The 12597-nt window shown below is 39.6% G+C and carries 13 protein-coding genes; 7 read left to right on the forward strand and 6 right to left on the reverse strand.

Annotated features, from left to right (window positions below):
• Positions 1-582: 582 nt before the first annotated feature.
• From QAI40_RS04120 to QAI40_RS04130, 3 genes are all read right to left on the reverse strand, one after another.
• On the reverse strand, positions 583-921 hold the full coding sequence (locus QAI40_RS04120; protein ID WP_299978618.1) for a type II toxin-antitoxin system PemK/MazF family toxin: 339 nt from the start codon (positions 919-921) through the stop codon (positions 583-585).
• Positions 911-1162: an AbrB/MazE/SpoVT family DNA-binding domain-containing protein gene (locus tag QAI40_RS04125; protein WP_299978615.1), complete on the reverse strand. Its 252-nt coding sequence runs from the start codon at positions 1160-1162 to the stop codon at positions 911-913. The genes QAI40_RS04120 and QAI40_RS04125 overlap by 11 nt, the downstream gene beginning before the upstream one ends.
• 108 nt (positions 1163-1270) lie before the next feature.
• Positions 1271-1993: an enoyl-CoA hydratase/isomerase family protein gene (locus QAI40_RS04130; RefSeq protein WP_299978612.1), complete on the reverse strand. Its 723-nt coding sequence runs from the start codon at positions 1991-1993 to the stop codon at positions 1271-1273.
• 223 nt (positions 1994-2216) lie between these two features.
• On the opposite strand from QAI40_RS04130, the gene QAI40_RS04135 reads away from it, so the two are divergent.
• From QAI40_RS04135 to epmA, 3 genes are read left to right on the forward strand one after another with little or no spacing between them, the layout of a single operon-like run.
• Complete coding sequence (locus tag QAI40_RS04135) at positions 2217-3890, forward strand: hydantoinase/oxoprolinase family protein (protein WP_299978610.1); 1674 nt, start codon at positions 2217-2219, stop codon at positions 3888-3890.
• 15 nt (positions 3891-3905) lie between these two features.
• Positions 3906-5216, forward strand: coding sequence for a histone deacetylase family protein (locus tag QAI40_RS04140; RefSeq protein WP_299978607.1), 1311 nt, complete (start codon positions 3906-3908; stop codon positions 5214-5216).
• A 3-nt stretch (positions 5217-5219) separates the two neighbouring features.
• Positions 5220-6128, forward strand: a complete 909-nt coding sequence (gene epmA, locus QAI40_RS04145; RefSeq protein ID WP_299978604.1) for an EF-P lysine aminoacylase EpmA — start codon at positions 5220-5222, stop codon at positions 6126-6128.
• A 9-nt stretch (positions 6129-6137) separates the two neighbouring features.
• Here the strand turns inward: epmA and QAI40_RS04150 are convergent, their stop codons facing one another.
• Positions 6138-7250, reverse strand: a complete 1113-nt coding sequence (locus QAI40_RS04150; RefSeq protein WP_299978601.1) for a DUF368 domain-containing protein — start codon at positions 7248-7250, stop codon at positions 6138-6140.
• A 15-nt stretch (positions 7251-7265) separates the two neighbouring features.
• The gene (locus tag QAI40_RS04155) at positions 7266-7922 is read right to left on the reverse strand and encodes a protein-L-isoaspartate(D-aspartate) O-methyltransferase (protein ID WP_299978598.1); all 657 of its coding nucleotides are present in this window, start codon (positions 7920-7922) and stop codon (positions 7266-7268) included.
• A gap of 107 nt (positions 7923-8029) precedes the next feature.
• Here QAI40_RS04155 and QAI40_RS04160 point away from each other — a divergent pair, with 107 nt between their 5' ends.
• Both QAI40_RS04160 and QAI40_RS04165 read left to right on the forward strand, forming a co-directional pair.
• Positions 8030-8347, forward strand: coding sequence for a potassium channel family protein (locus QAI40_RS04160; RefSeq protein WP_299978595.1), 318 nt, complete (start codon positions 8030-8032; stop codon positions 8345-8347).
• Positions 8344-9036: a potassium channel family protein gene (locus tag QAI40_RS04165; protein ID WP_299978592.1), complete on the forward strand. Its 693-nt coding sequence runs from the start codon at positions 8344-8346 to the stop codon at positions 9034-9036. Before QAI40_RS04160 ends, QAI40_RS04165 begins: the two co-directional genes overlap by 4 nt.
• A gap of 6 nt (positions 9037-9042) precedes the next feature.
• On the opposite strand, the gene QAI40_RS04170 is transcribed toward QAI40_RS04165, so the two are convergent.
• Entirely contained in the window at positions 9043-9630 is a 588-nt protein-coding gene (locus tag QAI40_RS04170) for a 5-formyltetrahydrofolate cyclo-ligase (protein WP_299978589.1), read from the reverse strand.
• Positions 9631-9809: 179 nt separating this feature from the next.
• Here QAI40_RS04170 and serS point away from each other — a divergent pair, with 179 nt between their 5' ends.
• Positions 9810-11099, forward strand: a complete 1290-nt coding sequence (gene serS, locus QAI40_RS04175; protein ID WP_299978586.1) for a serine--tRNA ligase — start codon at positions 9810-9812, stop codon at positions 11097-11099.
• A complete protein-coding gene (thrC, locus tag QAI40_RS04180) occupies positions 11089-12594 on the forward strand; it encodes a threonine synthase (protein WP_299978583.1) in 1506 nt (501 codons plus the stop codon). The genes serS and thrC overlap by 11 nt, the downstream gene beginning before the upstream one ends.
• The last annotated feature ends 3 nt before the right edge of the window (positions 12595-12597 follow it).

Genomic DNA, 12597 nt, shown 5'->3' on the forward strand with positions numbered 1-12597 from the left:
CTAAATTTTGAGAATCTATGATTTTAAAATTTAAGTCGGTCTCATGCATGTTTTTTAAAAACCGATTAAATCGGATGGGGAGAGTATGGCCTGAAAATAAATTCAAAATAATGCTTGATTTCCTCTTGGTACTCTATTTATCTTTATTGTCATCAATTTAGTAGCAATATTTAAAATCGTTGTAAAGATATGAAAAAATAAATTATACAAGAAAATTGACAGGCATATGGAGCCATGCTCATAGTATTTTTTTATACATCATCAACTTTATTTTTATTCAGATCCCGAGAAGTCTTTTTCAGAATGTTGTGAATATTGGATAGAGTAATATTGAGTTTGAGTCTGCCGGGTATTGCCGGGGAGGTTTGGTGCGGATTGCAGGGAACGGTTGATTGCGATTCAGTACAGGCTCTTACCGAAAGTTGCGCGTTAGGACCGGCAAGTGTTTGAGTGAAACGAGTTTTGCCGGTTAGTGCAGCAGAGGTTAGAGCCTGTAGGAATCGTTCAATCATGTGAGTCGCAATCCGCACCAAACCGGATCTAATGTGGAAGTATCAATGTTCAACTTCCCAATTCTGTGGTTTACAACCGCATTAATTTTTGAAGACTTTCTTTTACGACCACCTGATCTTTGACAGAAAGACCACCAATTTTTCTAATGATAAGGCGGCTATCTAAAGTGAAAAGCTTCATACGAACTTTAGAAGGAGCTGGAAGACCAGCTTTTTTTATGCTGCCTATTTTTGCATCGAGCGGCCAATCAGGATTTTTGGCACTGGTTATCATTGCCAAAACACAGCTTTCAGTAAGACTATTAAACGAATCATGATCTGATAACACCAAGGCAGGGCGATTTTTATCGGTATTCTGGTCCGTGAAGGGAAAAGGAACCACTACAACATCAAAAATTTTATAAGTCACAATAAGCCTCTTGATCATTCTTTGACGACCATTCTGAAAGTGTGCCTTCAACCGCCTTTGCAAATTCAAAGTCTATCGGTGTGGCCTTGCGGATCACAACCTTTTTATTCTGGTCTACTTCAAAAGCCACTGAATCGCCGGGAATCAATCCTAAGATCTTTCTAATTTTTTCGGGAATGGTGGCCTGGCTTTTGGTGGTAAGCTTGCTTGTTACACGTATGTTATCTAAGATAGATTCCATATTATATCCCCTTTTTTAGTTTATAGTATGACACATACGGTATTACAGTATTACAGGAATGTCAAACTCCTTTAAGCTGTGGGTCTGTTTTTAATATTTAAAAATTGTCTATCCTTCAATAAAAAGGCTCAAGGAATCAATCTGTTCTATATCTTCAGTCTCCATGACTCTGATAATATCCTTGTGCATCCTTTTTTTCAGCTCACCAAAAATTCCTCTTTTTTTCATGAATGTTCTGGCAAACTCCAAAGCGTCTTTAAGAAGCGCTTCTTTATTAACACTTGCTTTAACGATCACATGGCTGTCTTCCAGTTCCTGGGCCCCAAGGCGCTTTCCTGAAAGAATCATCTCATTAAATTTATATTCAAGGATGGCTTTGCGGACAAACTCGATCATACCCGGAAGAAACGGTATGCTGATATCCACTTCCGGAAAACAAAAAAAGCCCTTGTCTTTTGTCATAAATCTGAAATCACAAGTACAGGCCAGCATGGCACCATTTCCGAATGCATGGCCGTTAATGGCGGCAATCACAGGAACAGGCATTAATAAAACTCTTTTAAAGATCGCATTAATTCCGTGCAAAAATGATTTTATACTGTCAAAATCCTGATCCTTCATTTTCTGCCCCAGCCATTCAATATCAATCCCCTGGCAAAAATTTTTTTCATCCGTGGAGGTTAAAACAATGGAAAAAATGTCTTTATCTTCCAGTATTTCATCAAAACATCGATTCATCTGCCCCACAAACTCCGGGTTCTGCTTGTTAGGCCCGTTGCACATGTTAATAATTGCCACAGATTCATTTTTTTCCCATTCAATAATTGCCATAATCACTCCTTGCAGACTAATATCCATTCTTCAAAATAAACAGCGTTATTCATAAATAAATTAAATGTTTTAATAATTCAAGGGTAAAACCGGTTTCTCAAATAAATAAAGGATGAATTTCAACAGAAAATCTGATTGACAAGCCTTATTTTTTCTGACAAGCTCCGCAATGGTATAAAGGCAAATTATAGACTGTAATATATTTAAAAATCAGGAATTCGCCATGATTATTGGAATAGATGTTGGCGGTACACACACGGATGCTGTTCTTTTAAGAAATAACGGTATTGAAAAAAGAATTAAGGTGCCCACAGATTCTGCAGATCTTTTCAATACGATTCTCTCAGGTTTTACCCAGCTTCTGGATAACATTGATCCGAAAGAGATTGAACGAGTTGTCATTTCAACGACACTGACAACCAATGCTATTGTTCAGCAAGACATGGATCCGGTTGGAATGATTGTTTCAGCAGGCCCCGGGATTGACCCCGAAGTTTTCAGAACCGGTGAGCACTATTATTGTGTTGCAGGCTCTATCAATCACAGGGGGAGAGAAAAAGCACCGGTAAACACAATGGAAATCGAAGATATTGCCAAAAAGCTAAAAAAGGCCGGCATTGAATATGTTGGCGTTGTCGGAAAATTCTGTGTTCGAAATCCCAGCCATGAAATACTTATTAAAAGAATGATAAATAAACATTTCAAAAAAGTATTTTTAGGCTACCAGGTCTCGGGAAATCTTAATTTCCCCCGCCGAATTGCCACAACCCATTTAAATACGGCAGTATTTTCCCTTCATAAATCATTTTTCGAGGCTGTTAAACAATCCCTTGAGGAAATGGGGCTTACCGCTCCTATTCAAATCCTGAAAGCGGATGGCGGCACCATGACCCTTGAATCCTCCATGTCCTTTCCAGGTCAAACCGTGCTGTCCGGGCCTGCTGCAAGTATTATGGGAGCTATCCCCTATGCCCCCGCAAACCAGGATGCGATTGTGCTTGATATTGGCGGCACAACCACAGATATTTCCTTTCTGGTTGACAAAGCACCGTTATTAGAGCCTGTGGGAATCAAACGAGGACAGTACAAAAGCCTGATCAGATCTTTACGAACCGACTCAAAAGGAGTGGGTGGGGACAGCGTAATCAGGGTAATAGATAAAGAGCTGGTCATTGGTCCCGACCGTCATGGCCCTGCCATGGCCTTTGGCGGACCTGACCCGACTCCAACAGATGCCCTGTTTGTACTGGGACTGATGAATGAAGGGGATCAAAAAAATGCCCAAAAAGGAATTGGGAAAATTGCTCAAAAACTGAACTTGACAGATAAAGAAGCGGCTGATCAAATATTTAAAAAATGCTGCTCCATTATTCTAAAAAAAGCTTTTGAAATGATAGATAAGCTTAATGCTCAACCCGTATATACGGTTCATGAATTTCTTGAAGGATATAAAATCAGCCCAAGGAAAATACTGCTTCTTGGAAGGCCTGCCCCATATTTTGCAAAAAAAATAAAGGAACTTTATCATATTGAAACCGATGTGGTACCTGAATTTTCCGTGGCAAATGCCATTGGTGCCGCCCTTGCCAGAACAACCTGTGAAGTTTCCTTATATGCCGATACGGAACAGGGGATTGTGACCGCCCATGAAGAAGATTTTGCAGAATCCATTTCAAAAACTTATTCTGACGATGATCTAATTGAAACCGCATACACACTTTTAAAAGAGAAAGCCATTAGTTCAGGTGCAGATCCGGATGATCTGGATGAAGTGGAAGTGGTTGAATTTCAAAAATTCAATATTGTTCGAAATTTCTCACCCAGAGGTAAAATATTCAGAACAAAAGCGCAGCTTAAACCCGGCCTTATCAAAGGATTTGAAAAGGTTTTGCAATAATTTTATGAGGTGATGATGTTACAGGCATTACATAAAACAGGTCTTGTGTTCTTTCCCGCATTTGACTGGGCTATAGATCCTACCCATCCCGAAAGGGAAGAAAGACTTCTATATACTCAGGATCAGGTTACAGAAGAGGGTGTTTTTGATATCAGCGGTATTATTGAATATAAACCTGAACTTGTTACCAACCAGGACATCCGGCGGGCACATTTCTGCGTACCTGATGAAAAGACCGTTACCACCCAATCCCATCTTATCAGTGCAGGAGGAGCCAAAGCCATTGCAGATGCTGTTTTAAACAAGGAAGTAAAAAACGGTTTTGCGCTGGTTCGTCCTCCGGGGCATCATTCCATGAGAATTTCCCATGGCGGCAGGGGTTTTTGCCATATTAATATGGAAGCCATCATGGTGGAATATATAAGATCCCAATACGGCATTAAAAAAATCGCCGTGATTGATACCGATTGCCATCACGGGGATGGAACCAATGATATCTTCTGGCATGACCCCGATGTATTGTTCATTTCCCTGCACCAGGATGGAAGAACCCTGTATCCCGGCTCAGGGTTCCCGGATGAACTGGGGGGACCCAATGCAAAAGGCTCAAACCTGAACATACCACTGCCACCGGGCACATCCACCGAAGGATATCTTTATGTCATCAGAAATTGCGTATTACCTATTTTAAAAGAATTCCAACCAGATCTTATTGTCAATTCTGCCGGACAGGACAACCACTATACCGATCCTCTCACCAATATGAATTTTTCAGCACAGGGGTATGCAAAACTGACCTCTCTTCTTAAGCCCGATATTGCTGTTCTTGAAGGTGGATATTCCATTGAGGGCGCCCTGCCCTACGTGAACTTGGGAATTATCCTTGCGATGGCAGGCCTTGATTATTCCGGCGTTGTTGAACCGGATTACAATCCTGAACGACTGAAACAATCCGTAAGTATTACAGACAAAATCAAAAAAACCACAGACCTTATCAACTCCTATTGGAATCAAAGAGACAAGTTAAGACAAAGAGCCGGATCTGTCGGGGATCTCCAGGTCAGACACCGGGAGATATTTTATGATACCGACAATATCTTTGAACGGCAAAAAGAAAAAGTAAGAGTTTGCAGGGATTGTGGCGGCTGTTTTGAAATTGATTCCACCGCAACACCAGGACCTCATATTCTTGCTGTCCATATTCCCATCAATGCCTGTAAATCCTGTATTGAAGCAGGATACAGATTTTTTGATCAGGCAGATAAAAGTAAATTTGATAAAGTCTTTTTGCAGGACAGAACAAAAGATACCTATGAAATAAAGTGACATTTGGATACAAAAAACTACAAACACCTTGAAATAAGATCCCTTGTGATCCAAGCCATAAGGGATTTTTTTACCGACAACCTTTATCTTGAAATAGATACCCCTATCCGATGCCCCTCTGTTATCCCTGAAGCCCAGATTGATTCTGTTACCTCAGAAGGCTTTTATCTACAGGCTTCTCCTGAACTTTGCATGAAACGGATGTTATCAAAGGGATTTGATAAAATTTTCCAAATCTGTAAATGCTTCAGAAAGAACGAAAGAGGACCACAGCACCTGCCGGAATTAACTATGCTGGAATGGTATGCAAGAGATGACACCTATCTTGATTTAATGGATCACTGTCAGGGGCTGGTAAAATTTATTGCGGCAAGACTCAACCTTGAAAACCAGATCAGATATCAAGATAAAACGATCAGCTTAAATCGCCCCTGGCAGAAACTTACCGTTCAGCAGGCTTTTGACCTCTATGCTGACAAATCTTTAAATGAAGCCTTGAATGATAACAGCTTTGATGAAACCCTGAGTTTCCAGATAGAGCCTCACCTTGGCAATACAACACCTGCCTTTTTATATGATTACCCGGCAAGCCTTGCATCGCTGGCAAAACTTATACCGGGCAATCTTCAGTATGCCCAGAGATTTGAATTTTATTTAGCCGGTATTGAGCTTGCCAACGGATTTAGCGAATTGACTGATCCTGTTGAACAAAAATTAAGATTTGAAAAAGAAAATCAAATTCGCAGTTCCCACAACAAAGCCCCCATCCCCATGCCTGACAAATTCCTGATAGATCTTGAAAAAATGCCGGATGCAGCAGGTATTGCCTTGGGAATTGACAGGCTTGTCATGATTTTCTGTGATACCTCATCCATTGATGATGTGGTGGCTTTTACACCGGAAAGTCTATAAAACTTCTGCTCACTTCCGAAGTTCTTTTCCCATGAAAAAGAACATGATGAGGCACCCTACAATAAAGGAGGCCAGTGAAACATAAAATTCGGTCCCGATCTGGGGAATTTCATTTATATTTGTATAAATTCTCATATTCTCCGCAACACATATCACACCATCTTTTTTGATAAATTGCTGTGCCATGATAATGCTTTTTTTAAACGGCCACAGGGCATATAAAGATCCTGCCATCAATCCGATGAGAAATGCCATGGTGGCATTATAATATCTTTTCAGAACAGCATTGATCAGCCTTGAAAACAAAAGGCCGCCCAGAATGATGCCGATTGCAAAACACCCTAAAAAAACCACATTATCCAAATTTAACGTCTTTAACCCGGAGATTGCAGAAACAACTTCAAAATATTCTCCCATCAAAATAAGGACCAAAGATCCGCTTATCCCGGGAAGAACCATCGCTGAAATCGCAATAGCTCCACAAATTGAAGCATATATATATTCATCCAGCGTATATTTTCCTATAAAAGAAAAGGGTTTAATATCTGATTTTTCCTGTTTAATTTCCTGAATTTCCAGATACTGGCCTTCATAGGATTCAGATTTTATTTTTATTTTTTCGTAAGGATTAACTGCAATCGTTACATAAATTGTGGCGACAGCTCCCAAAACAATGAACAAGATCAGATAGATTTTTTTATCCCTCAACATTTTTACAGGGATGGCAATCGAAACCAGAATCAAGCCGAAAAACAATGCATAGGTAGCCGAAAAATGATAAATAATCAAATATTTCATTAAACTGGAAAGAGAAATAATGGCCACTACAGCACCCACAATCAATTTAAAAAGAAAAATGAAATCATTCTTTTTTAAAAAATCAATAAACGATTTCAATGAATCTGATTTCCCGGCATAAAAAACAATTTTGATAATACAGGCTGAAAACTCAAAAATACTGACTTTATTAATATTGTTGAGAATAGAAAAAACACGCTCATAAATTTTAAAAACAAGAAGGAATGTGCCGCCGGAAACTCCGGGGATAATATTTGCCGTTCCCAGGCAAAACCCGATAAGAAGCTCTTTGATTAATGAAGGTCGCTCAATATCTTTTTCCATCAGTTTTTTAAGGCCCTACTCATCCCAGCCATTTTGGCCAATCAATTTCACGAATCGGCAACCACCAAGGTTGGTTGTTTTTATTCCGTCTTCGGTCTTTTCAAGCCTTACCAACTCCTGGGAAAAGTTACCCCCAACCGGCATGATAAGCCGTCCCCCGATTGCAAGCTGTTCAATCAATGGCGCAGGAATTTGCTGTCCACCTGCGGTGACGATAATGGCATCAAAAGGACTTTCCTGTTTCCAACCCTGGGTTCCGTCTGAATATCTGGTGACAATATTATGGTATTTGAGTCCATCAAAAAGCTTTCTTGTCTGTAAAAACAGGAAGTTATTTCTTTCTATGGTATATACTTTATAGACGATTCGGGCCAGAACAGCTGCCTGATATCCTGATCCGGTACCGATCTCAAGGACTCTTTCATGGCCTTTTAACTCAAGGCTTTGTGTCATTTCTGCAATAATATAGGGTTGTGAAATCGTCTGTCCCTCGCCAATGGGAAGCGGGAAATCTCCATATGCACTGTCAACAAGGGCCTCACTGACAAATAAATGCCTTGGCACTTTGGACAGTGCCTCAAGAACCAATGGATCGGTTACACCCCGAGAAACAATCTGCTTTTCGACCATTTCACGACGCCGGTGAGCAAATTTTTTGAGTTCATTTTTCATGTTCACCTTAATACCAGCAACCAATAGGTCCGTCAAGAAGCTACGCTGCTTTTATATCCTATAACCTTACCTTGATTTTTATTCTTAAGATCAGTATTTATACCCCTATGAACAGACTTCAACAAATCATCAGGGCTTTTATTCTTTCCTGGATTATTTTTTTCATCGGTGTGACCGGATATATGGTGATTGAAAAATGGAATTTTCTTGATGCAGTATACATGACTGCCATAACCGTGACTACCGCGGGATTTATGGAGGTGCACGAATTAAGTTCTACCGGAAGGATATTTACCAGCATCATCCTGATCGCAGGCGTCGGCTATTTTTTCTACATTGCAGGGCTTATCATACAATCAATTGTTGAAGGGGAAATACAATCAATTTTGGGGAGAAAAATGTTGGACAAAAAATCAGTAAATTGAAAAATCATTATATTATCTGTGGATATGGCCGTATCGGGAGAGTATTATCTCAACTGATAAAAGAAGAGACAGATGATATTGTTGTAGTTGAAAAAAATGAAGATCTTGTTGACGCATTAGAAAAAGACAAAATGCATTATCTCCGTGGGGATGCGTCTGACGAAGATCTTTTGGAAAAAGCGGGGATTAAAAAAGCATCCTCTCTGATTGCTGCACTTGGAACTGATACAGCAAATGTTTTCCTTGTCTTAACCGCAAGACAGCTAAATCCTGATATTTATATTATGGCACGTGCCAGCAACCCTGATGTTAAAAACAAACTCATGATTGCCGGGGCTAATTTCGTTGAGTCCCCATATGATATCGGTGCCATATCCATGGGATTAAAGCTGTTAAGACCGAGTGTCAGCAACTTTCTTGCGATTGCGTTATCCAGGAAAAAAGAAGCCATTCAGATTGATGAGATTTTTGTGCCAAAAAGCTCCAGGTATACCAATGTTGTACTTAAAGATTCCGGAATCAGGCAGGATTTCAATCTCATCATTATATCCATAAAAAAAACATCGGGAGAAATGCTCTTTAATCCCCATTTTGAAACGTTGATTGAACCCGGGGATACTGTCATTGTTATGGGGAAAACTCCTGATTTAAAAAAATTCACCAAAGCGATCAACCCTGAAAAAAATTAAACGGAATTATATTTTATAAATCACCCGTTTGTCTGTAATAATAATATCAACAGTAAATTTTCTTGATTCCATTTGGATCTGATCTACAATCTGGTCCTCATATGCAAGGGCTACTTTTCTACAAGTTTCGGGAAGTTTTGTAATCAGCTTGGTATAAAAATTATTCCCAAACCCTATCCTGCCACCCTTGTCATCAAATGCAAGTCCCGGGATAATTGCGATATCAATATCTTCCGTTGATATCTTTTTACACTTTTCAATATCCGGCTCAAGGATATCATTGGCACTTGTTACAAGATCTTTATTATAGTTGTTGATTTTATAAAGGAGAATGGCGTTTTTTGCATCGGTAAAGACCGGCAAGACAACTCCTTTTTCTATCTGTAATGCTTTTTTAATAATTCTTTCTGTGGGGATTTCATTACTTATTGGAGTATATAAAAAAACCAATTGTGCTTCCAGGAAATTGGCAAACCCAAAAAGCTTATGCTCAATCTTTTCGTATTTCTCCAAAAGCTCTTCTTTTGTAAAGTTCTCCAGCCTTTCGGCCACCAATGTTAAATTATTCTTCTTCCCATTTTTTATTTCATCCATAGCTTTCCTTCCTAATTATTCGAAAAAAAGTTTTTAGCAAATATTATACACATGCGAACAATTGTCAACCTGCAATAATCATTGACTGTTTACACACCTCATGGTATCAGGTTACAATTATTGAAGAATCTTTTAAAATAAGAACTTAGCGAATATGAAAGAGGTAAAATAAAGAAAAAATGCTGGATTTAAAATATGTAAAAAACAATCTGGAAATTGTTAAAAATGGAATGGAAAAAAGAAGAGCTAAAATAGACTTTACCTCTCTGTTAAATAATGATGATAAAAAAAAAACACTACTTTTAGAAATAGAAGAACTCCGGCATAAAAGAAATGTTGTTTCCGATGATATTGCAAAAATTAAAAAATCCGGTCAGAACGCTACGTCCCTGATTGAACAAATGAGAGACGTGTCTGAAACAATAAAAAAACTTGATAAAACGCTTTCAACGATAGAAGAAACAATACATGATTTTCTTATCTCCCTTCCGAATATTCCCCATGGAGATGTCCCCCAAGGTTCCGATGATACTGAAAACAGGCTTGAGAAAACCCATGGTAAGCCAGAAAAATTTGATTTTAAAATAAAGGCCCATTGGGAGATTGGTGAAGATTTAGGTATTCTTGATTTTACACGGGCTGCTAAACTGACAGGAGCTAGATTCCCTCTCTATTTCGGGAGTGGTGCAAGGCTTGAAAGAGCACTCATCAATTTTATGCTGGACATCCATATTTCTCAACATGGCTACACAGAAACCCTGCCTCCCTTTATCGTGAACAAAGCCACCATGACCGGAACCGGTCAATTGCCCAAATTTGAAGAAGATCTTTTTAAACTCAAAGGTTGGGATTACTACCTGATCCCAACCTCTGAAGTCCCCATGACCAATATTTATGCAAACGAAATCATTGATGAATCAATGCTCCCCTGCAAATTTACAGCTTATACTCCCTGTTTCAGGTCAGAGGCCGGCTCATACGGCAGGGACACCAGAGGTTTAATCCGGCAGCACCAGTTTAACAAAGTGGAACTGGTTAAATTGACAACCCCGGAAACCTCATTTGATGAGCTTGCATCTCTGCTTGCAAATGCTGAAAAAATCCTTCAGCTTCTTGAACTGCCCTACCAGGTCGTCACACTTTGCACCGGGGATTTAGGTTTTTCAGCAACAAAAACATTTGATATCGAAGTATGGATGCCGGGCCAGGACGACCAGGGCAAATACAGGGAAGTCTCTTCCTGCAGCAATTGTCTGGATTTCCAGGCCAGGCGCGCCAACATACGATTTAGAAGAAAAGATAAGAAAAAACCGGAATACGTTCATACGTTAAATGGTTCCGGACTGGCTGTAGGAAGGACATTTGCAGCCATACTGGAAAACTATCAGCAGGCTGACGGATCAGTCATTATTCCTGATGCACTGGTATCTTACATGGGAGGCCAAAAGGTAATTCAACATGATGCCTGATTTCTTCCCTGAGGATATAAAACCTTATATAATACCAGAAGTCAAAGGAGAACAATTTTATAAATGCCTTGGGTGTTCGGCTGAATACTCCATTGAAAAACTGTTATATGTATGCCCTGAATGTCATCAGGTGCTGCTTATTCATGATCACAATGCCCAATCTTTAAAAAAGATTCCCGGGAGGGTCTGGCAGAAAATTTTTGATTTCAGAAAAATGCTGAAAATACCTGCGCTCAAGGGAATATACAGGTATCATGAATTTATTGGGCCCAGCATTCCTTTGGAATCTATAATTTATCTTGGTGAAGGTCACACCCCTGTTATTGAAGCCAATGAAAACCTGAAAGAAAAGGTGGGGCTTTCATTTTTTTATAAAAATGACGGACAAAACCCAAGTGCCTCTTTTAAAGATCGTGGCATGGCCAGTGCATTGTCAAGTATCAAATATCTTATTGATCAGAACCTTGTGTCCGATGTTATCGCGGTCTGTGCATCTACGGGTGATACTTCTGCCTCTGCAGCACTCTATGCATCTTATCTGAGCCCTTTAATCAAATCTGCTGTTCTTCTGCCCCATAAAAAGGTGACATCTCAACAGCTTTCGCAGCCCTTGGGAAGTGGTGCGCAGGTTTTTGAAATTCCAGGTGTTTTTGATGACTGCATGAAAATCGTGGAGCATCTTTCATCCCAATATTCGGTTGTTCTCTTAAATTCAAAAAATGCATGGCGAATTCTCGGTCAGGAATCATATTCCTATGAAATTGCCCAGGATTTTGAATGGGAGATGAGAGGCAAAGTTGTCGTCGTCCCTATTGGAAATGCAGGGAATATAACAGCCGTGATGAACGGATTTATTAAATTTTATGAAGCCGATATTATTAATTGTCTGCCAAAAATTATTGGTGTGCAGTCAGAACATGCTGACCCTGTCTATCGATACTATCTTGAACCCGACGAAGCCAAAAGAAAATTTGTACCTGTGGACACAAAACCGAGTGTTGCCCAGGCTGCAATGATAGGCAATCCAGTTTCAATGCCCCGAGTCATACAGATTGCAAAGAAATTTAATGCCCTTGCTGGTCGCCAGAATGTATTCTTTGTTCAAGTAACAGAGCAGTCTATCATGGAGTGGCAGCTTGCCGCCAATAGAAACGGACATATTGCGTGTACCCAGGGAGGAGAATGCCTTGCAGGACTTGTGCAGGCGTTTAAACAAAACATTGTTACAAATAAAGAGACGGCCATTCTTGATGCAACAGCACATGCCATTAAATTTTCAGAGTTTCAAGATCTCTATTTCAAATCAGAAATGCCGGAAGATTATAAGATAGACCCTGATCCGGGCAATATCAATCTCCCGTCTTTGATTCTACCTGATAATTCTGATATAGTACCATCACAAACAAAACGACTAAAAGAAAAAGATTTTCAAAAGTTTGTAAAAGATATTTCCAATAAAATAGCCGAAAGGTTGAATTTAAAAGTGTCTTTATAATTT

Origin of the sequence: Desulfobacula sp. (assembly GCF_030611305.1) — a bacterium.
In the GTDB taxonomy this organism is placed as follows: Bacteria; Desulfobacterota; Desulfobacteria; order Desulfobacterales; family Desulfobacteraceae; genus Desulfobacula.

Bases quoted from the DNA above. Each gene is read 5' to 3' on its own strand.
- QAI40_RS04125 (WP_299978615.1), bottom strand. From the start codon at position 1,162: ATGGAATCTATCTTAGATAACATACGTGTAACAAGCAAGCTTACCACC.
- QAI40_RS04130 (WP_299978612.1), bottom strand. From the start codon at position 1,993: ATGGCAATTATTGAATGGGAAAAAAATGAATCTGTGGCAATTATTAAC.
- QAI40_RS04135 (WP_299978610.1), top strand. From the start codon at position 2,217: ATGATTATTGGAATAGATGTTGGCGGTACACACACGGATGCTGTTCTT.
- QAI40_RS04140 (WP_299978607.1), top strand. From the start codon at position 3,906: ATGTTACAGGCATTACATAAAACAGGTCTTGTGTTCTTTCCCGCATTT.
- QAI40_RS04150 (WP_299978601.1), bottom strand. From the start codon at position 7,250: ATGGAAAAAGATATTGAGCGACCTTCATTAATCAAAGAGCTTCTTATC.
- QAI40_RS04155 (WP_299978598.1), bottom strand. From the start codon at position 7,922: ATGAAAAATGAACTCAAAAAATTTGCTCACCGGCGTCGTGAAATGGTC.
- QAI40_RS04160 (WP_299978595.1), top strand. From the start codon at position 8,030: ATGAACAGACTTCAACAAATCATCAGGGCTTTTATTCTTTCCTGGATT.
- QAI40_RS04170 (WP_299978589.1), bottom strand. From the start codon at position 9,630: ATGGATGAAATAAAAAATGGGAAGAAGAATAATTTAACATTGGTGGCC.
- serS (WP_299978586.1), top strand. From the start codon at position 9,810: ATGCTGGATTTAAAATATGTAAAAAACAATCTGGAAATTGTTAAAAAT.
- thrC (WP_299978583.1), top strand. From the start codon at position 11,089: ATGATGCCTGATTTCTTCCCTGAGGATATAAAACCTTATATAATACCA.